Origin of the sequence: Psychromonas algicola (genome assembly GCF_004378355.1) — a bacterium.
In the GTDB taxonomy this organism is placed as follows: domain Bacteria; phylum Pseudomonadota; class Gammaproteobacteria; order Enterobacterales; family Psychromonadaceae; genus Psychromonas.
Window position 1 is genome coordinate 1 of the sequence record NZ_SNUB01000007.1, and the last position, 17,766, is coordinate 17,766.

General features: G+C 35.3%; 25 protein-coding genes and 1 pseudogene. 11 read left to right on the forward strand and 15 right to left on the reverse strand.

Going from position 1 to position 17,766, the window contains the following annotated elements:
• Positions 1–253, forward strand: a pseudogene (locus tag E2R67_RS16600) (IS4 family transposase); the annotation flags it as partial.
• Positions 254–308: 55 nt separating this feature from the next.
• On the opposite strand, the gene grcA reads toward E2R67_RS16600, so the two are convergent.
• Positions 309–689, reverse strand: a complete 381-nt coding sequence (grcA, locus tag E2R67_RS04950) for an autonomous glycyl radical cofactor GrcA (RefSeq protein WP_134289820.1) — start codon at positions 687–689, stop codon at positions 309–311.
• A 371-nt stretch (positions 690–1,060) separates the two neighbouring features.
• On the opposite strand from grcA, the gene ung reads away from it, so the two are divergent.
• From ung to E2R67_RS04965, 3 genes are all read left to right on the forward strand, one after another.
• The gene (gene ung / locus E2R67_RS04955) at positions 1,061–1,711 is read left to right on the forward strand and encodes a uracil-DNA glycosylase (protein ID WP_134289821.1); all 651 of its coding nucleotides are present in this window, start codon (positions 1,061–1,063) and stop codon (positions 1,709–1,711) included.
• A gap of 98 nt (positions 1,712–1,809) precedes the next feature.
• The gene (locus E2R67_RS04960; protein ID WP_134289822.1) at positions 1,810–2,349 is read left to right on the forward strand and encodes a hemerythrin domain-containing protein; all 540 of its coding nucleotides are present in this window, start codon (positions 1,810–1,812) and stop codon (positions 2,347–2,349) included.
• 316 nt (positions 2,350–2,665) lie between these two features.
• Positions 2,666–3,340 (forward strand): 2OG-Fe(II) oxygenase, encoded by a 675-nt coding sequence (locus E2R67_RS04965; protein ID WP_134289823.1) that lies wholly within the window; start codon positions 2,666–2,668, stop codon positions 3,338–3,340.
• Between the two features lie 101 nt (positions 3,341–3,441).
• Here E2R67_RS04965 and E2R67_RS04970 read toward each other — a convergent pair whose 3' ends face one another.
• Positions 3,442–4,092, reverse strand: a complete 651-nt coding sequence (locus tag E2R67_RS04970) for a peroxiredoxin-like family protein (RefSeq protein WP_243836958.1) — start codon at positions 4,090–4,092, stop codon at positions 3,442–3,444.
• A 181-nt stretch (positions 4,093–4,273) separates the two neighbouring features.
• On the opposite strand from E2R67_RS04970, the gene E2R67_RS04975 reads away from it, so the two are divergent.
• Positions 4,274–4,525, forward strand: a complete 252-nt coding sequence (locus E2R67_RS04975; protein WP_208379463.1) for a hypothetical protein — start codon at positions 4,274–4,276, stop codon at positions 4,523–4,525.
• Here E2R67_RS04975 and yqfB read toward each other — a convergent pair.
• Positions 4,522–4,869 (reverse strand): N(4)-acetylcytidine aminohydrolase, encoded by a 348-nt coding sequence (yqfB, locus tag E2R67_RS04980; protein ID WP_134289825.1) that lies wholly within the window; start codon positions 4,867–4,869, stop codon positions 4,522–4,524. The two genes, E2R67_RS04975 and yqfB, sit on opposite strands and share 4 nt — an antisense overlap.
• A gap of 789 nt (positions 4,870–5,658) precedes the next feature.
• Here yqfB and E2R67_RS04985 point away from each other — a divergent pair.
• Complete coding sequence (locus tag E2R67_RS04985) at positions 5,659–6,126, forward strand: CYTH domain-containing protein (protein WP_166739315.1); 468 nt, start codon at positions 5,659–5,661, stop codon at positions 6,124–6,126.
• A 114-nt stretch (positions 6,127–6,240) separates the two neighbouring features.
• On the opposite strand, the gene E2R67_RS04990 is transcribed toward E2R67_RS04985, so the two are convergent.
• The 10 genes from E2R67_RS04990 to rsmE all read right to left on the reverse strand — a co-directional run bounded on the left by E2R67_RS04990 (position 6,241) and on the right by rsmE (position 12,338).
• Positions 6,241–6,657 carry a lysozyme inhibitor LprI family protein gene (locus E2R67_RS04990; protein WP_134289827.1) on the reverse strand — a complete coding sequence of 139 codons (417 nt, stop codon included), beginning with the start codon at positions 6,655–6,657 and terminating at the stop codon, positions 6,241–6,243.
• A gap of 66 nt (positions 6,658–6,723) precedes the next feature.
• Positions 6,724–7,359 (reverse strand): IMP cyclohydrolase, encoded by a 636-nt coding sequence (locus E2R67_RS04995; protein WP_134289828.1) that lies wholly within the window; start codon positions 7,357–7,359, stop codon positions 6,724–6,726.
• Between the two features lie 90 nt (positions 7,360–7,449).
• A complete protein-coding gene (locus E2R67_RS05000) occupies positions 7,450–7,818 on the reverse strand; it encodes a MazG nucleotide pyrophosphohydrolase domain-containing protein (protein ID WP_134289829.1) in 369 nt (122 codons plus the stop codon).
• A 41-nt stretch (positions 7,819–7,859) separates the two neighbouring features.
• On the reverse strand, positions 7,860–8,135 hold the full coding sequence (locus E2R67_RS05005; protein ID WP_134289830.1) for a putative quinol monooxygenase: 276 nt from the start codon (positions 8,133–8,135) through the stop codon (positions 7,860–7,862).
• Positions 8,135–8,764: a LysE family translocator gene (locus E2R67_RS05010; RefSeq protein WP_134289831.1), complete on the reverse strand. Its 630-nt coding sequence runs from the start codon at positions 8,762–8,764 to the stop codon at positions 8,135–8,137. Before E2R67_RS05010 ends, E2R67_RS05005 begins: the two co-directional genes overlap by 1 nt.
• Positions 8,765–8,768: 4 nt before the next feature.
• A complete protein-coding gene (locus E2R67_RS05015) occupies positions 8,769–9,275 on the reverse strand; it encodes a DUF3087 domain-containing protein (RefSeq protein ID WP_134289832.1) in 507 nt (168 codons plus the stop codon).
• A gap of 126 nt (positions 9,276–9,401) precedes the next feature.
• Complete coding sequence (ruvX, locus tag E2R67_RS05020) at positions 9,402–9,845, reverse strand: Holliday junction resolvase RuvX (RefSeq protein ID WP_134289833.1); 444 nt, start codon at positions 9,843–9,845, stop codon at positions 9,402–9,404.
• The gene (locus E2R67_RS05025) at positions 9,845–10,498 is read right to left on the reverse strand and encodes a YqgE/AlgH family protein (RefSeq protein WP_243836959.1); all 654 of its coding nucleotides are present in this window, start codon (positions 10,496–10,498) and stop codon (positions 9,845–9,847) included. Before E2R67_RS05025 ends, ruvX begins: the two co-directional genes overlap by 1 nt.
• Positions 10,499–10,607: 109 nt before the next feature.
• Complete coding sequence (gene gshB, locus E2R67_RS05030; protein WP_134289834.1) at positions 10,608–11,561, reverse strand: glutathione synthase; 954 nt, start codon at positions 11,559–11,561, stop codon at positions 10,608–10,610.
• A 48-nt stretch (positions 11,562–11,609) separates the two neighbouring features.
• Complete coding sequence (gene rsmE, locus E2R67_RS05035) at positions 11,610–12,338, reverse strand: 16S rRNA (uracil(1498)-N(3))-methyltransferase (protein WP_134289835.1); 729 nt, start codon at positions 12,336–12,338, stop codon at positions 11,610–11,612.
• Positions 12,339–12,564: 226 nt separating this feature from the next.
• Between rsmE and E2R67_RS05040 the strand changes: the two genes are divergently transcribed.
• From E2R67_RS05040 to E2R67_RS05055, 4 genes are all read left to right on the forward strand, one after another.
• On the forward strand, positions 12,565–13,521 hold the full coding sequence (locus tag E2R67_RS05040; protein ID WP_134289836.1) for a methylenetetrahydrofolate reductase: 957 nt from the start codon (positions 12,565–12,567) through the stop codon (positions 13,519–13,521).
• 12 nt (positions 13,522–13,533) lie between these two features.
• On the forward strand, positions 13,534–14,310 hold the full coding sequence (locus E2R67_RS05045) for a threonine/serine exporter family protein (RefSeq protein WP_134289837.1): 777 nt from the start codon (positions 13,534–13,536) through the stop codon (positions 14,308–14,310).
• Positions 14,310–14,786 (forward strand): threonine/serine exporter family protein, encoded by a 477-nt coding sequence (locus tag E2R67_RS05050; RefSeq protein WP_134289838.1) that lies wholly within the window; start codon positions 14,310–14,312, stop codon positions 14,784–14,786. The genes E2R67_RS05045 and E2R67_RS05050 overlap by 1 nt, the downstream gene beginning before the upstream one ends.
• 66 nt (positions 14,787–14,852) lie before the next feature.
• Complete coding sequence (locus tag E2R67_RS05055) at positions 14,853–15,188, forward strand: PBPRA1643 family SWIM/SEC-C metal-binding motif protein (protein ID WP_134289839.1); 336 nt, start codon at positions 14,853–14,855, stop codon at positions 15,186–15,188.
• Positions 15,189–15,295: 107 nt separating this feature from the next.
• On the opposite strand, the gene E2R67_RS05060 is transcribed toward E2R67_RS05055, so the two are convergent.
• Positions 15,296–16,285, reverse strand: coding sequence for a DUF2333 family protein (locus E2R67_RS05060; RefSeq protein WP_134289840.1), 990 nt, complete (start codon positions 16,283–16,285; stop codon positions 15,296–15,298).
• 163 nt (positions 16,286–16,448) lie between these two features.
• Here E2R67_RS05060 and folA point away from each other — a divergent pair, with 163 nt between their 5' ends.
• Positions 16,449–16,943 (forward strand): type 3 dihydrofolate reductase, encoded by a 495-nt coding sequence (gene folA / locus E2R67_RS05065; protein ID WP_134289841.1) that lies wholly within the window; start codon positions 16,449–16,451, stop codon positions 16,941–16,943.
• Positions 16,944–16,950: 7 nt separating this feature from the next.
• Here the strand turns inward: folA and E2R67_RS05070 are convergent, their stop codons facing one another.
• A complete protein-coding gene (locus E2R67_RS05070) occupies positions 16,951–17,766 on the reverse strand; it encodes a symmetrical bis(5'-nucleosyl)-tetraphosphatase (RefSeq protein ID WP_134289842.1) in 816 nt (271 codons plus the stop codon).

Sequence of the window (17,766 nt, forward strand, 5' to 3'; positions counted from 1 at the left end):
GGCGCATAGCTTAAAAGGAGTGATGCCATACCAACTTAGTTTTAACCGAGCATCGGCTTATATAATTCAAGAGCTATGCATGTTGCCATTTGTTTCACCAGGAAACATCCCGAAGGTAATTGGTTGTTTATTAGATATGGCAGAAGCATTTGTTTTGCCTGAACGGCGAGAGAGAAGTTACCCAAGAATGGTTAAAGCGAGACCCAAAAGATACGCAGAAAGAAAAGGTAAAAAAATGCCCATCAGTTCTTAACTGACAGGCATTAGAAGCATCGGCTTCCCTTTTTTGAGTTTTTACTTAAATAATATTACATTTTTTCAGTGAAAGTACGTGCCATTACGTCAGCTTTTTGTTCAGCTGTTAATGAGTTAAAACGCACTGCATAACCTGATACACGAATTGTTAATTGTGGGTATTTTTCTGGATGTTCAATCGCATCTTGTAATGTTTCACGACGTAATACGTTTACGTTTAGGTGTTGTCCACCTTCTTGTGCAACTGGCGCTTCAACAGCGACTTCTTTGTATTCGATATCGCCTAGTTCCGCTAAAGAGATAATTTGATCTTCAGCGTAAGCGTCATCTTTTACACATAGGCAACGTGCTTGTGCATTTTCTTGATCTAATAACCAGAAAGAGTTTAGTAGTGCTGCGTTATCAGATTTAGTAATTTGGATACCTAAAGTCATGGGATTTCCTTAATGTTAGTTAAAAAACAATTACTGTCATTAAAACGCTTAACTTTAGTTAAAATGGTAAACGTAATTAAATTACAGCTTCTTAAAAAGCATTCCTTAATATAGCTTTTTAATTAATCTACGTAAGATTATATGACCGCTTTTGGTTGATGTAAATCAATATTCACACATTATTTGTATGGTTTATTTGGTTGTATATTGAGCTATATCAATGCAATATTGCAAGTGCTTGTTTTTGCTGAGATCTAGTAAAGTGATCAAATCATTTTTCTTGGTTAAATTAATGTTAAGTGAAGGTGAATATTTAACAAATGCTTGTGTGTTATATTTTGTTTTTAAATTAATTCCAGTGGTGAACAAAGATGTCTTGGTCAAGTTTTATAGAACAACAACAAAAACAACCGTACTTTAAAAAATTACAACAATTTCTTGAGCAAGAATCTGCTGCCGGAAAAGTTATTTATCCCGCGTTAGAAAATCGTTTTAATGCCTTTTCATTAACGCCTTTAGACGCCGTTAAAATTGTGATTTTAGGGCAGGATCCCTATCATGGAGAAGGGCAAGCGCAAGGACTTAGTTTTTCTGTGCCTAATGCAATGAAGCTCCCTCCATCTTTACGCAATATCTATAAAGAATTGGCTGATGATTTAAATTGGTCTGAAATACCTGAAAACGGTGATTTAACAAAATGGGCAACGCAGGGCGTATTACTTATTAATGCGGTGTTAACTGTTGAAAAAGCAAAAGCTGGCAGTCATGCCAAAAAAGGGTGGGAACAATTTAGTGATAATGTGATTAGACATATTAATGAAGAAAATACGGGGGTGATTTTTTTATTGTGGGGGAGTTACGCCATTAAAAAATCTTCATTAATTGATACGAACAAACATCATATTCTCACAGCGGTACATCCTTCTCCATTATCAGCTTATCGTGGATTTTTTGGTTGCAAACATTTCTCTAAAGCTAATCAGGTATTAATTGAGCAAGAGAAAACGCCTATTCAATGGTAATAAATTAAATGAAACTTATTTGATTTAGTACAGGGGTTTTAAACGAGTTCTGATTATAATTCATCCATGTTGTTTTTAATTTAGGAAGGGAGCTCAAAATGATTGAAAGCATCCATCAAGATCATAAAAATATTATGGGGTTATTACAGGTTTTAAGTAATAAAGTTAACCTGTTGAAAGAAGATAAAAAAATAGATTATAAAGTGATTAAAGCGATCATTATGTATCTTAAAAAATATGCAGATAAATATCATCATCCTATGGAAGATCTTATTTATGCTTATTATTTAAAGTATCGAGTGGTTTCGGATCAAGTTGCGAATCGTTTAAGTGATGAGCATCAACAGTTAAAAGTGATCACAAGAGAGCTCGATGATATGGTCGATATGGTGTTATTAGATGCAATTGTGCCAAAAGAGTTATTTATTGAAAAGCTTGAGTTGTTTGTTACAAGACAGCAGCAACATCTAGATTATGAAGAGAAGAAAGTATTACCTGCCATTAAAAAAAGCTTAACACCAGATGATTGGGAAAGTTTAAGACAACAATGGAAGCATCACGAATATGTGGATCCTTTGTTTGGAGATAAAATTAGTGAGGAATTTAAATCATTAGCAAAATTGCTTAACCAAGCTTGATCCATTGGTTATTCAAAGCCATTTTTAAGCCATGTTTATAAGGATAATAAACTTGGCTTTTTTATTTTTAATCTTGCCTTTAATAAAGCTTTTCTTTTTATAGAAAAGTGTCACCATGCGATCTCATTCCTTTTGATAAAAAGCTTACATTGTAGTCATTATTCCTGCTCTTAAGTTTCCTTTAAAAGGACTTTATGCCAATCATAATAAGTCATTGAGCTATTTTTCTAGCGTAAAATTTAGAGCAGTTATTTAATACAATTGGTATTAATTATTTTTTATAAAGCAGCTGTTTTAATAAAATAAGGCGAACCTTTTGCAAGCCATTAAAAAAATCAAAGAAACGGGTGGAACTCATTTTATTGATGAGTCACTTTTTACGCTTATTGCACAAGATATTAATCAACAAGGATACAGCATTAGACCAACAGCGATGCCTGAAGCGCTGATTAATACTTTATATATGCATCAGCAAGCGATGGAGTCATATAAATTTAAGGAAGCGGGTATCGGCCGAGGTAAGGAATACTTAAAAAATGAATTTGTAAGAACTGATGCCATTAGTTGGATAACAGGTGAAACAAACGCTGGTAAAGAATGGTTAAATTGGATTGCTAATTTACAAAGCTTTCTAAATCGACGTTTATTTTTAGGGTTATTTTCATTTGAAAGTCATTTTGCACATTACAGACCTGGTGATTATTACAAGCGTCATTACGATGCATTTAAAGGTGAATCTAATCGAATATTATCTATAGTTGTATATTTTAATCGTCATTGGTTAGCCAGCGATGGCGGCGAATTGGTATTATATAAAAATGATAGAGATAAAGAAGGCACAAGAGTGGTTCCTTTATTAGGGACAATCGTTGCGTTTTTAAGTGAAGAATTTCCTCATGAAGTGTTGGCTGCCAAGCGAGATCGTTATTCAATAGCGGGATGGTTTAGGGTGAATACCTCAGTCACTGATAAGGTAGATCCTCCACTGTAGTTATCTTTCTTCTGCTAATGGCTTCACAATCCACAAGTTTTAAATGAGCAATGAGTTGTTGTTACTTTTATTCACAACAATTCATTTTTATTTAAATTGCTTTACACGAGTTGTTGTAAAGCTTGAATAATCTCTTCGGGTTCGGAGCGGGTACGATAATCGACATCCACAAAACGCCAAACAACTTTAGCGTTCTTGTCTATTATAAAGGTTGCTGGAATAGGCAATATATTAGTGTTGCCATTGTTAATGCTTTCAAGATCAAGCCCTCTATCTACTCGCATATGTTCTAAAAGAAACTCAGGTACTTCCCAAGCAACGCCAAATTTTGCTGCGACGTTTGCATTTTGATCCGACAAAACAATAAAATCCATATTACTTATTTCATCTTCAGTTAGAGAATCATCGGGCACTTGTGGACTAATTGCGACTAGTTCTGCACCTAATGCTTTAATATCAGCTAAACGAGCTTGTAACGCTCTTAGTTGTAAATTGCAATAAGGGCACCAACTTCCTCGATAGAAAGTTACAACAACGGGTCCATTTGTTAATAGATCATTTAAAGCGGTTAATTCTCCTTGTGGGTTTGGTAATTTAAAGTCAGGGGCAAGTTGTCCAATGATTAGCGCCTCTGCACCTTGTTGAAAGTTTTTTGCTTGTTTAATAACATCGTCTACACCTTGCATAAATTCTGGATTGCCTTTGCGGCCAGCTTCAATTTTAGCATCAGTTTGCTCTTTTAATGTTTTCATTGTTTCTCCTGCCATATTCAAATTGCTTTTAACGATTAGCTGTTTTAGCCAGTGAAATGAATAAGCTATTTATTGTGATTGTTATTGAATTATTCCGACAAATAACATCTTTATTAGTTCTATTTTATGTATCAAGGTATCATCACGGTAATATCTAATAAGCAACTAAATAAGGAATGCCATGAAATTTTCGATGCAAAAATTAGCAAACCAAGAGCAGAAATTAAAATGGTTTGCCTTGGTATTAGGGATCTTCAGTACTATTGCGACGATACAAGATTGGTACCCATATACTATGTTTATCAGTTTACCATTTTGTCTAATATGGATTTACTGTGCTTGGTTGCACACTGAACGACAGCTTAAATACATTAACATTATCTTTTCTGTTTTATATATTTACGGAATAGCGCGTTATTTTCTGCTTCATTAGCCATTATTGCTAGTTACAGTGTGAGTGATTAATTGGTATGTAATAACAAATAACTCATCCGTATTTGGATAAATTTCTTTAATTAATTTTTGTAGTGCTGGTAATGACATGGCTTCTTGTTGGGCATGAAAGTCATTAATTTCATTAAATTGAATGGGGTTAACGGATTCAATTTTGATGTCACACACTTTTTGGTTCGTTTCTAATGCAATAACTTCAACTTGAGATCCGACTACATAATTATTTTCTGTTTTATCTCGAATTGTAATCGTTTTCTTACCTGAACTAATCAATGGCGTTAGAAACTCAAAGAAGGATATTTTTGTTGGGGCATTTGTTGTCATTATGCTCTCTGTTTTTATATTTTAAGGGATAGAATATACAGCTTATTGTTTTTAAAATATTCCTTTTATTTGCAGCTAATAGAACACTCGCATTATTATGAAAGTCAAGGGTATCTCAGTTTATCTAAATCAAGGTCTAAGGTTTATATTAATTGGCTTTTAAAAACCGCTGCTTATGAGCTTCTATTAAGATAATTTTATAGTATTAATAGATTTGAGAATAAACTATTTTAAAAATTAATTCTTTAATAAGAAACCACTTAGTTTTGTTTACTGTAAAATATAAATATACGTGTCAGTTTTATTTTGTTGCAAGTTGTATTTAGAAGAAAGAAGCACTGTTAAGCACTTTCTTATAATATTTAAAAAACCATTTCCTTGTTGCTTCTCTCAGTTTGTTGATAACGAAATGATTTTATCTTGGTGGGTTAAAAGTTTAAGCATCGAGTAGTTGTTTTTTTCGGCAATCGTCTTATTATTTCAGATGAACCATGATTTTTGCAGTAAAAGAACTATTGGCATCCAATAAATGGGTGACATGCAATCTGATTGGCTTTGGTCTGCATTTAAATAAATGCTGATTTATTTCTAACAAATAATTTATTAATTTAATGTTTGCATGTGAAGAGCAGATTCACAATAAAGTCTCGGCGATATAAATAGGCTATGGTTAGCGTGTCTTTTGCTGACTTTTGTCCTGTGGCATTCAAATATTAAAAACATTTGGCGATTATGTTCGCTAGAGTTATATGTTTACTTATCAACCTAAATATACCAAGGAAACGACTAATGGCTATTTCTATTGAAAGAAAATTCCTCGTCAATGAGGCTGCATTTGAATCTGCTAAAAATTTGAAATTGGATACTTTCGAAGAAACGATTTTACAAGGTTACTTATACAATGGCGCGTCTCGTTCAGTTCGAGTGCGTATTAGAAATAATAAGGGTAAATTGACTTTTAAAGGTGCACGTTCTTTAGGTGGTATGGCACGTAACGAGTTACGTTTATCTGTTCCGCTATCTTTTGCTAAACTAGCAATTAATTTTGTTGGTAAAACAATAACAAAAACAAGAACGTATATTCGTTATGATGATGTGGATTGGGTTGTAGATAAATATAAAGATGGCACTATGGTGGGTAAAGCTAAAGTAGATCTTCACTTTAAAGATATTATTTTACCTTGTTGGGCACTGGAAGAAGTGACGGGTGATCCTAAGTACTTTACTTCAACACTAATTAAGCAATCTGGTTTATAAGCCAAAGTAATGCAATAGGGCACTCAAAGCTTAATGAAACTAGCATTTGAGTGCTTTTATACTTATTTATTAACAGATCTAGATCTACTCAAGTAATCTAAAATTCGTTATATTTTATTTGATTTCTTGTGGATCAGGTAATACCGGCTCTTCCTCTCCATCCATATAAGTTAGATAATCTGTCCAGATTTCATAGGTACGTTTCTTCGTTAAATTTTCTTTACAACTTATCTCCATTAGGTCACTAATTGAGCCGTCACGAAATCGAGTATATACAGCCCCACATTGCGCTTCTGAATAAGTTAACCATGCATCCTGTGCTTTATTAATTGCTGTGATCAATTGTAAATCTTCACTGTGATGTTGCTTTGCCTTTATAAAGTAAGTCTCCATTTTTTCTTCAGCTTTTGTTAATTCTAACTCTGCACAATAACTAATTTGCATGCTATTCATTGCGTATTTGCAGTCAAAATCATCACTAATAGAAAATGATGAATACAACATTATTAATATAATAAATAGTTTATTCATTGAGGGAATTCCATTATTTTATTAAGTTATTTACATCATTTTTTTTCAAAATAAATGAATGGAGCTTTATAAGTTTATAACCGCTGTTTTGTATCCGTTTGTATTTGCAAGAGCAGCAACGGCAGAAATAGGGTTATCAAACTCAGAGAAAACACTTCCATTGATAATGAATTGAGCTGCTGATTTCTCATTTAAAGGTGAGAAATTTTTACTACCATTTTCTGTACTGACGATACATTTCTCATAAGTTGAAACAAAGCGGAATTCAGAAGGTTGTAATTGAAATACTTCTACGCTTAAGCCATCATGTCGAATAGAACCCAAAGCGCAACTATCAGATGCTCTATCCGTAATAGCTACAATTCTTGGTGTGGATAATTGATCGTGCTCATAATCCATAGCTAAAAGTACTGAGCCAATTGCATCTCTCATATCCATACCCGTTAATAATTTTTCAAAAATAGGGTCTGCATGTGTGCCATTTGCAACCACTGCATAACGTTCATTTGTTCGGCAACAGTTATAGCTAATATAAGGATTTTTGTAGGCATCTTCGTGGTAACCCTTCTTAGGCATTACTGCAAAGGTATCTATAAGTTTCACTATTTCTCGATTAGGAAAAGAACGAGATGAAACTCGATACATAACGCTTAATTGACCATTTTCAGATTTACCTACACTTACAATTCTGCCTATATACATAATAAAATATACCCTATTGTTTTAATAAAAGGTTGGAACTATTTGAGTGAGATAGTTTAGCTCATATATTATTAGTTTTTTGAGATATAACTACGTATTTGAACTGTGCTCTTTTGCTAATGCTATTTTTTGTTTTTCTTTAATATCAGCCCATGTCTTTCCGGATTCAATCCCTGATATTCTTTCTTCATACTTTTGGCAAGCTCTTGTTAAAACGGCTTGGGTATCAATGCCTTTCTCGTCCTCTAATGCACTTAGCACATTAAGGTAATCCCATAGAATATCGCCTAATTCATCTTCTAAATAACATTGACGCGATTTAGGAAGTTCTTCTATTACTTCATCAACTTCTTCTTTAATACCAGCCAAGTAAGTTTTAGCGCCATTTGACCACGAGTTACCTTTATCAAGTTGTGTTTTACGTTTTGCTATTTTAAGTAACTGCTCAAACTCTTTCATGAGATCTCTTTCATCGTTAAATGGAATTCTATTTTTAGTCATCATTCACTTACTGTCACTTTATAATGTCTTTTAGCGTCTTTAGTGACTTCACCCCAATCAGAGGATTTAACTCTTGCTTGATGTTGTTCGAAAGCGATTTGATCAATAAATTCTTCGTAAACATTAAATTTACAGAAGTTATTTCTATCCTGTATCACACTAAAAGTGATGCAACCTGATTCCTGTAAAGTAAGTCGTTTATGGTTAATTAACTCTATCTTTATAATCTCTAATGCTTCTTGAGGAACAATAATAAATCCTTGTAAGGTCACCATTACTTTTCCATTAATAATTTAACGGCCAATCCTATCAATACAACGCCAGTTAAACGCTCCATTATTAGCTGCGTTCTGCCACCATCAAAGCGTTTTTGAGCTGTGACTATCATGCGACTAATAAAAGCTTGCCAACACATCGCAATGACGAAGTGTATTGCTGCCATCAATAGTGATTGCATAAAAGCTGAATATTCTGGATTAATAAATTGTGGTAAGAATGCTAAGTAAAAAATCGCAGTTTTAGGATTTAATGCGTTAGATAATAAGCCTTCTCTAAAGCTTTTTATTAGGTTAAAACTCCCTTTTGTATCGGTTGTTTCTTTGCTTTTTGTTGTAGTGAGAAAGCTTTGTCTTAATCCTTGCACACCTAAATACAAAATATATAAGGCACCAATCATCTTAACGGTTTGGAATAATTGTGGTGATTGGGAAAGCAATAAAGAAATTCCCACAGCAGATAAAGAAGCATGGAAAAATAAGCCACTACAAATTCCTATGTTGGTGACAAAGCCATCTTTTTCCCCACCACGGGTTGTGTTTCTGATAACGAGCGCCGTATCTAATCCGGGGGTGATGGTTAAAATGGTGATCGCAATTAAAAAAGCTTCAATATGTAAAATAGGCATAGGGTTAATACTCCACTAATTGGTTGCTGTTGTAGTGGTTAATGTCGAGTGTGACTTGATGTTTTTGAGCCAACTCATTGAGTTTGTTTTCAAGACTAGTTAAATGATTGATGGTTATCGTGTTGTTATCTAATTCCCAAAGTTGACGCGAACCTGAATAACTAAAATGCAAAATATTGATAGCGGTTTTATCGCCTTTTTGACTAGCCGCTTCTATTTTTTTCATGCGACGATTAATGCTATTTAGCGTTTGTTTTAAATCCCATACATAACTAGTTTCATATAAAAAAGGGTGTTTCTTAAATTTAACAAGTGCTGTCAGAAGAAGAGCGGCAGTGAATACTACGCCTAATAAATTCCAATGAAAGTGAGTGCCTTCTGCAGAGGGGAATAGAAAAATTAATAATTGGCTAATTGATAGGCTGCCTATGCTTAATATGCCGATACACGCAAAGATGACTTTGTTTAAGCGTTTTCGATAACGTTCTGGGTTGATTTCAATAAGCTGCATTTTTATTATTTTTGCCTTTGAATAAAGAAATGAATCTAAGTTGATTCAAATACATAAGTTTCGAATCTACACCTATACTTGTTACCAATCAAGAGACTTTATTTAGATTAATTTTTAATAAAAACTTTATTGGTGATAACTCTCCATCCAACTTTCTAAAATCAAGGCTGCTGAAACACTATCAATTTTTCCTTTTTCAAGCGCTTTATAACCGCCTCTATCGAAAATGAATTCTTTGGCACTAGCTGTTGTTAAGCGCTCATCTTGAAAAGCTATTTTTGCACCAAAACGACCTGCTAAACGATTACCGAATTTTTTAGCGCGTTGGGTAATTGGCTGTTCAGTACCATCCATATTTAATGGTAAACCAATAATCACTAAGTCTGGTTTCCATTCTTTAAGTACTGTTTCCACTGTATCCCAATTTGGAATGCCGTCATTGGCTTTGATAGCTGCAATCGGTTGTGCCGTTGCCGTGATCATTTGTCCTGTGGCAACACCAATGCTCTTCGTACCAAAATCAAAACCCAATAAGGTGTTAGGCGCTTTTGTTATTTCTGTAGTGCTCATTATGCGTGGCCTATATCGCTGCTTAATTGTGATGGTTCAACACCTAAGCGTTGTAATGAAGAGCTCCAACGTTGTTCGATGGGTGTATTAAAAATAATATCGTTTTCGCACTCAATGGTTAACCATTGATTTTGACTCATTTCTTCTTCAAGTTGTCCTTTATCCCAGCTAGCGTATCCAAGAGTTACCATATATTTTTCTGGCGCTTCTTCGGTACCTAAGGTAGATAAGATTTTATTGGAATTGGACATCATTAATTTTTCGTTAAGAACCGTGCTTTGAAAATTATTTAAAGTGGGTGTATGCAATACAAAGCCTCTATCCATTTCTAATGGGCCACCTAAAAATACTGCCTCTGTAAGTGGTGGATTAGGCTCATGATCAATACTTTCTGCATTCTTTAATAGTTCTTGTACTGTTAATTTAACTGGGTAATTAACAATAAATCCCATTGCACCTTGTTCATCATGTTCGCATAAATACACGACAGATTGCTTGAAATAGGGATCAGTCAATGATGGCATCGCAATTAAGAAATGATTTTTTAATGAGCTAATCACTTCTGCTGCCGTGTTTTCTTGCTCGCTTGTGCTTGTGTTCGTCGAATCCATGTCAGAATCAGCAAATGGGGTTTTGGATTTATTTATTGTCATGTGACTCTCCATTTATTATCAGTTTATAAACACCATTTATAGTATCAAGAGGAAAAGATAAATGGTGTATTAACTTGTAAACTGATTTTTAAACTAAGGATTCAATCGTTTACGATTTTGTTACTCGTTTTTCAATGGCATCCATTAATTTACCACTAATGTTAGTGCCGTATGCATTATCAATTTCTTGTATACAAGTTGGGCTAGTGACATTAATTTCAGTGACTTTATCGCCAATGACATCTAGACCTACAAATATTAGTCCTTTTTCTTTTAATTTAGGACCAATGGTATTCGCAATATGCCAATCAGATTCTGAGAGTGGTTGAGCAACGCCAGTGCCACCTGCTGCTAGGTTACCACGAGTTTCCCCTTTTGCTGGAATACGCGCTAATGCGTAAGGCATTGGCTCACCATCAACAATTAGGATACGTTTATCACCCGCTTTAATTTCTGGAATAAAAGCTTGTGCCATACAATAGCGTTGTTGGTGCTCTGTTAGCGTTTCAATGATTACGCCAATATTACTATCATTTTCTTTAATACGGAAAATAGATGCGCCGCCCATGCCGTCTAATGGCTTCAAAATGACATCTTTATGTTGCTGGTGGAATGCGCGTATTTTCTCTGCACTACGTGTTACTAACGTTGTTGGTGTAAATTCACTGAACCAAGCGGTAAATAACTTTTCGTTTGCATCACGTAAGCTTTGTGGTTTATTCACAATCAAACAACCTTCATCTTCCGCACGTTCTAATAAATAAGTTGCGTAAATATATTCTGTATCAAAAGGAGGATCTTTGCGCATTAATACCGCATCTAGATCTGAAAGAGGGTGGCTTACCGCTTCTTCTAGGTGATAGAAGTTACCTTCTTCACGTTGCACTGTTAACTTTTTACTTGTTGCAAAACAACGACCATTTTCAAGATGTAAATCTTGCATTTCCATATAGTAAAGCTCCCAACCGCGAGATTGTGCTTCTAATAACATGGCGAAACTTGAGTCTTTTTTAATTTTAATATCTGCGATGGGGTCCATCACTATACCGATTTTAATGGTCATATGTTATTCCTGTATTTAATGTATAAGTCACTATCGCTTTGTTAAAGCTTAGGCTAGATCACCAAAACGACATTGTAATGCGGTAATGGCTGTTAATGCTGCTGTTTCTGTTCGTAACACTCGAGGTCCTAATAAGGTCTCTGTGAAACTCAATGATTCGGTTAAACTGATTTCATCGTCACTTAATCCACCTTCTGGACCTATTAGTAAACGAATGTGATTAATATCATTCGGTAAAGTATTAATTGAATATTTTGCTCGTGGATGCAAGGTTAGTTTGCAACAATCAATATCAGATGCGCTCCACTCTGTTAAAGCTTGGGTTGCATGAATAACGGGAACACTGTTTCTGCCTGATTGCTCACAAGCTGCAATGGCTATTTTTTGCCACTGCTGCTGTTTTTTAGCCATTCGTTCTGCGTTGAGTTTTACACCACAACGTTCACTGACTAATGGTGTGATTTCATTAACGCCTAATTCAACGGCTTTTTGTATCACAAACTCCATACGATCACCGCGAGAAATAACTTGCCCTAAATGCAGGTGTAACGGGCTTTCGTTATTGGTTTCCTGAAAGGAAATAATGTTAGCCAGACAGGTTCGCTTTTGAACTTCACTGAGTTGTGCGAGATATTGTCCACCTTCACCATTAAATAAAGTGATATTGTCGCCAACATTTAAGCGTAACACACGAATATGTTGAGTGGCATCATCGGATAAAGTGATACTTGTATTTTCCGATAGTTGTTGTGGTTCATAAAAACGAGGATTACGCATAAAGGCTACTTTAATAATCTAAATAAATGGAAGTATAACGTGAAAAAATTCAATATTACATTGCTTAACCATAGACAGTCCTTCTTTCAAGAGTAAGCATAATTGAATCGTTAAATTTGAATAATATTAAGAGTATCACTTAATTACAATTTCCTTAATATCAATTAGGTACAAGATATGGGATAATTTTATATTTTATTTTTTGTGATGGTTTAGGATCTTGTTTATGTACAGCTCTAATTTAAAAAGTATGACTACTGACCCCAAGCGTGGCGTTTATTTCATTGGTACCACTCCACCGAAGCAGGATACTGATCTTGAACTTGTGGCGGGCATTGCCGATAAATTATTAGGGCGACTCGCTGAAATTGATTACGATGGGTTAATTGTTTATGACATTCAAGATGAAACCTCTCGTACAGATAAACCTCGTCCTTTTCCGTTTAAATATACTCATGATTCTCGTTTATATTCAAAAATAATCCACGATAAAGTTGGCAAGCCAGTTATCACTTATAAAAGTGTTTCACAACGTGATGCCGCAGACTTTTCTAAATGGCTATCCGATGCATGGCATCAGTTCTCTGTGCGAGATATTGTTTTAGTGGGGTCTCCTTCGTCAGATGGAGAAATTAAATTACCATTAGCCGACGCCTATGAAGCGTTAGCTTCTCACCCGCAAGATTTTCATTTAGGGGGCGTCACTATTGCTGAACGTCATGTTGCTAAAGGCGATGAGCATGTTCGTTTATGCCATAAGCAAAAACAAGGATGTGATTTTTTTATCTCACAAGCCGTTTACAATGCACAGGCAACGATCGATTTATTAACGCGCTATGCTAATGAATGTAAACAACAAGGTGTACAACCTAAACGTATTATTCTAACTTTTTCTCCCTGTGGTAGCGCTAAGACCCTAGAGTTTATTGAATGGTTAGGTATTTCTATTCCTGAAGCGACATCTTTACGTATTTTAGGGGCTGATAATCCTTTAAAAGAGTCACTGCAAATTAGCCGCAATAATTTTGAACAAATTTTACAGGCTGTATTGCCGTTGAATATTCCATTAGGGTTGAATATTGAAAGTTTAACTAATCGAAAAGAAGAAATTGATGCCGCAATATTGCTTTTTAAATTACTTAAAGCAACATTAGATTTAAAACTCGCTGAATCACAATTATAAAATGGTTAAATGATGATTTTATCGGAAGAAGCACAAACAGAGGTAACACGAGTTGCCGTCTTAGCTGGACAAATATTACATCAACATGGCGCGGAAAGTCGTTTGATTGAACAAACAACACAACGTTTAGGGCTTGCGTTAGGAGCCGACAGTATTGAACTCTCTGTTACTCCTGATGCAATCGTGATCACCAGTTTGTACGATGGTCGATGCATAACAACAACAAGACGTTGTTATGACCGAGGTATCAACATGCAAATGGTGTGTGATGTCCAACGAATTTGTGTGATGGCTGAGAAACAACTTCTGCATGTTAAAGAAGTTAAAAAACGACTCAAGCGTCTAGTCCCTTATAAGCATAATCGTTGGTTAGTGGTGCTGATGATTGGTTTTTCCTGTGGCAGCTTCAGTCACTTCTTTGGTGGTGATACAGCTGTTTATTGGACAACATTTGTGGCCTCAAGTTTAGCGATGATTTTACGACAGGAATTAGCACATCGTCATCACAATCCTTTTGTTAATTTTGCTTCTGCGGCTTTTCTAGCCACTATTATTACCAGTTTAGGAGTGATTTATGACATTGGTGAAAACCCTAAAATAGCAATGGCGGCAAGCGTACTGCTACTTGTACCTGGTTTTCCGTTGATTAATGCCGTATCGGACATGCTGAAAGGGCATATTAATATGGGGATTGCTCGTTGGGTGTTTGCAACCTTACTCGCTATTAGCGTTTCAATTGGCATTGTTGCTGCGATTACAGTGATGGGAATTTCAGGGTGGATGCGCTAATGGATAACTTTCTAAATGTATTAAGCTTATTTTTAATTGATGCATGGTTTGCATGGATCCCTGCAGTGGGATTTGCAATGGTGTTTAATGTTCCACGTAAAATGCTTATCTACTGCGCGATTGGTGGATCCTTTGCACATAGCTTCCGGTTTTTATTGATGCATTTTGGTATGCCAATAGAGTGGTCTACTTTCCTTGCTTCTGCTTGTATGGGGTTTGTTGGATTGTATTGGTCGCGTAAATACCTTATTCCTCGTCCTGTTTTTACGGTTGCGTCTGTGATCCCAATGATCCCTGGTAGTTTTGCATTTAATGCGATGATTGGTTTAATGGAAATTAATACGGGTGGATATAGCTTAGAGTTAATGCAAATTGTTATGGAGAATGGGTTACGAACTTTATTCATTTTAACGGCTTTAAGCTTTGGTTTAGCTTTGCCTTCTATTTTAATTTATCGTGGACGTCCAATTGTATAGTTATTTGAGGTCGTAATACTGTACACTGTGCGCCAAATGATAGGCGATGAATAAACAAGGTTAATTATGTCAGATAAATTTTTCTTTAAGGGTAAAAAAGAGAAAAAGCCAAAGCACTCAAGTTATGGTTTTAATACAAAACGTGCCGTGAAAGCAGGTACTGAAGAGTTACCTTTACAAGTTGTAGTCAACACTGAAGCGCGTGCTGAAGAAATAAAAGCACTTGCAAAAGAGCATGATTTAATTACTGAGATCACAGTTGATGCGAAGCAAACTGAAAATACCACTGAGTTAGACGTGTTAATTAATAAACCTGTAACAACACGTTTTGAAAAAACACCTGCCCGTAACGAACCTTGTGTTTGTGGTAGTGGTAAAAAATATAAAAAATGTTGTGGTTAGTAAATTGTAAGCAACGAAACAGTTAGTAAAGCAAATATTAAAAAGCCGTGAATATATAAATGTTCACGGCTTTTTGCTTTCTATTACATTCAGTAAATAAAGTTGCTTTATCCTTGCTCTAATAAGCGTCTTAGATCAATTAAAGCTGCATTTGCACGAGAAACATAGTTTGCCATCACCAAGGAATGATTAGCTAAAAATCCAAATCCACTGCCATTTAAGACCATTGGGCTCCAAATGGTTTGTTGGGTTGCTTCTAAGTCTCGAATAATTTGCTTTAAGCTGATTTGGGCATTTTTCTTTTCTAATACATCTTGGAAGTCAATTTCAACTGCTTTCAATAAATGCAAAATTGCCCAAGTAGCGCCTCGGCTTTCATAAAATACATCATCAATTTTGAACCAATTTGTTTTCACTTCTACTTCATCAGCTGTTTCTGTTGCTTGTTTTGCAGTGGCATCACCTGCTAATTCATTATTATAACGTTCATGTCCAACGCTTGCGCTTAAACGGTGAGAAACTGAACCTAAACGTTTTTCTACTTCACGTAACCAATCACTTAAGTTATCTGCTCGGGTGTAAAATTGAGCCTCTGTTTCATCTTTATTTACGAGACGATTTCGGTAACGTTTTAAAGCAGAGATTGCATCTTTATATTCGCTTTCAGAGCTAGGTAATACCCAGTTTTTGTGAGAAATATTAAGTTTAGTTTGTGCTATTTCTAAATCTTTATCACCGGTTGATTGTGATTGCGAACGACTAAAATCTAAACGCATGACTAAAGCTAAGTCGCGTACTTGCTCCAATACGCCATATTCAAAAGCTGGCATATTGTCCATTATTATTCCAGGGGGTGTCATATCATTAGATAGAAAGCCGCCGGGCTTATCAACTAACCAACTCGTTAGTTCAATTAACGTGGTTGTCGTTGTATATCCTGGGACAATGTCATGATTTGAGGCTGATGCTATTGCTTGTGTTTTTGCTTTAACATCAAAACTTGAAGGCATTAATCCCCACCAAATGGAAACAACCCAAAAAGACCCTGCGATAAATAATAGCGGCACTATTATTTTTTTATTAAATGAAACAGTCATATTTTATTTCCTGTGGAACACTACAATAATAAGACTTTAGCATAAGAAGTGTAAGTAGTTATGCTGAGTTTCTGATTTAATCAATAATTAAATAGATGAATTTTAAACCTTAGTTGATAAACTTAAGTAATTATTAGATATAAGCATTGTATTAGGGATATAAATGAAAATTTCAATGATAGTTGCCATGGCACAGGATCGAGTAATTGGGTTAGATAATAAAATGCCTTGGCATTTACCTGCAGATCTACAGCATTTTAAAAAAACGACATTAGGTAAGCCTGTGATAATGGGCCGCAAAACCTATGACTCTATTGGCCGTGCATTACCTGGGCGACTTAATATTGTTGTTTCGCGTGACGCGAGTTTAAATATTGCAGGAGTGACTTGTGTAAGCTCAGTTGAACAAGCATTAGCCGCTGCTGAAGGTGTTGAAGAAGTAATGATTATTGGTGGTGCGACTATTTATGAGCATTTTTTATCCGTTGCAAATCGTTTATATCTGACCTTTATTGATTTAGAAACTAATGGTGATACTCGCTTTCCTGATTATTTAGCGCAGGGGGAGTGGAATAAAATTGAATCTGAAGTTTATTTAGCCGATGAAAAAAATGCACATAATTTAGAATTTGTCACTTTAGAAAGAGTGATTGCTTAATCGTCCGCTAGCAATGTACGGGGCAAGGTAACGAAAATAATTTTTTATCTTGCCAACGTAACATAGTTAAACTATTTCCCCATACGCAGCCTGTATCAAGTGCATATAACGTATTTTTCACCTGTTCTGCTTTACCTAAAAACGCCCAATGACCAAATAAAATGGGTTGGTTATGCTGTTTTGGTGCTATTTCAAACCAAGGCTTTAATAGTGGATTGTTTACTTGAGCTGGGGCGAGATAGTTATCAAATTCCAGTTCACCATCCACTGTGCAATAACGCATACGAGTAAATACATTAATTATATACCGTAGTCGTTCATAGCCTGAATAAGTGTCTTGCCATTGTGTTGGTTGGTTACCGTACATATTGTTTAGCAACGTTTGGTAATCATCACTTTGCAATACCGTTTCGACTTCTTTTGCTAATTTTTTTGCTTGAGCAATACTCCACGATGGTAATATACCTGCATGAACCATGATAAATTTGTGTTCTGGGTGCTCTAATAAAAGTGGTTGTTGACGTAACCAAGTCAGTAATTGATCACTATCTTGAGCTTCTAAAATAGGTAGGGTTTTATCTTTGGCTTTGCAGTTATGCACGCCAATGGAAGTGGCTAACAAGTGTAAATCATGATTCCCAAGTACCACTTTTGCATTTAACGTTTTTAAGAAGCGTAATGTCTGTAATGATTTAGGACCTCGAGCAACTAAATCACCGGCAGCCCATAATTCATCTCTGTCTTTATCGAAATTGGCTAAACATAAAAGTTGTTTAAGTTCATCATAACAACCTTGAATGTCACCTACTATGTAAGTTGCCAT

Coding starts and splice junctions, on each gene's coding strand:
- grcA (WP_134289820.1), bottom strand. CDS start 689: ATGACTTTAGGTATCCAAATTACTAAATCTGATAACGCAGCACTACTA.
- ung (WP_134289821.1), top strand. CDS start 1,061: ATGTCTTGGTCAAGTTTTATAGAACAACAACAAAAACAACCGTACTTT.
- E2R67_RS04960 (WP_134289822.1), top strand. CDS start 1,810: ATGATTGAAAGCATCCATCAAGATCATAAAAATATTATGGGGTTATTA.
- E2R67_RS04970 (WP_243836958.1), bottom strand. CDS start 4,092: ATGAAAACATTAAAAGAGCAAACTGATGCTAAAATTGAAGCTGGCCGC.
- E2R67_RS04975 (WP_208379463.1), top strand. CDS start 4,274: ATGAAATTTTCGATGCAAAAATTAGCAAACCAAGAGCAGAAATTAAAA.
- yqfB (WP_134289825.1), bottom strand. CDS start 4,869: ATGACAACAAATGCCCCAACAAAAATATCCTTCTTTGAGTTTCTAACG.
- E2R67_RS04985 (WP_166739315.1), top strand. CDS start 5,659: ATGGCTATTTCTATTGAAAGAAAATTCCTCGTCAATGAGGCTGCATTT.
- E2R67_RS04990 (WP_134289827.1), bottom strand. CDS start 6,657: ATGAATAAACTATTTATTATATTAATAATGTTGTATTCATCATTTTCT.
- E2R67_RS04995 (WP_134289828.1), bottom strand. CDS start 7,359: ATGTATATAGGCAGAATTGTAAGTGTAGGTAAATCTGAAAATGGTCAA.
- E2R67_RS05000 (WP_134289829.1), bottom strand. CDS start 7,818: ATGAAAGAGTTTGAGCAGTTACTTAAAATAGCAAAACGTAAAACACAA.
- E2R67_RS05005 (WP_134289830.1), bottom strand. CDS start 8,135: ATGGTGACCTTACAAGGATTTATTATTGTTCCTCAAGAAGCATTAGAG.
- E2R67_RS05010 (WP_134289831.1), bottom strand. CDS start 8,764: ATGCCTATTTTACATATTGAAGCTTTTTTAATTGCGATCACCATTTTA.
- E2R67_RS05015 (WP_134289832.1), bottom strand. CDS start 9,275: ATGCAGCTTATTGAAATCAACCCAGAACGTTATCGAAAACGCTTAAAC.
- ruvX (WP_134289833.1), bottom strand. CDS start 9,845: ATGAGCACTACAGAAATAACAAAAGCGCCTAACACCTTATTGGGTTTT.
- E2R67_RS05025 (WP_243836959.1), bottom strand. CDS start 10,498: ATGACAATAAATAAATCCAAAACCCCATTTGCTGATTCTGACATGGAT.
- gshB (WP_134289834.1), bottom strand. CDS start 11,561: ATGACCATTAAAATCGGTATAGTGATGGACCCCATCGCAGATATTAAA.
- rsmE (WP_134289835.1), bottom strand. CDS start 12,338: ATGCGTAATCCTCGTTTTTATGAACCACAACAACTATCGGAAAATACA.
- E2R67_RS05040 (WP_134289836.1), top strand. CDS start 12,565: ATGTACAGCTCTAATTTAAAAAGTATGACTACTGACCCCAAGCGTGGC.
- E2R67_RS05045 (WP_134289837.1), top strand. CDS start 13,534: ATGATTTTATCGGAAGAAGCACAAACAGAGGTAACACGAGTTGCCGTC.
- E2R67_RS05050 (WP_134289838.1), top strand. CDS start 14,310: ATGGATAACTTTCTAAATGTATTAAGCTTATTTTTAATTGATGCATGG.
- E2R67_RS05055 (WP_134289839.1), top strand. CDS start 14,853: ATGTCAGATAAATTTTTCTTTAAGGGTAAAAAAGAGAAAAAGCCAAAG.
- E2R67_RS05060 (WP_134289840.1), bottom strand. CDS start 16,285: ATGACTGTTTCATTTAATAAAAAAATAATAGTGCCGCTATTATTTATC.
- folA (WP_134289841.1), top strand. CDS start 16,449: ATGAAAATTTCAATGATAGTTGCCATGGCACAGGATCGAGTAATTGGG.
- E2R67_RS05070 (WP_134289842.1), bottom strand. CDS start 17,766: ATGGCAACTTACATAGTAGGTGACATTCAAGGTTGTTATGATGAACTT.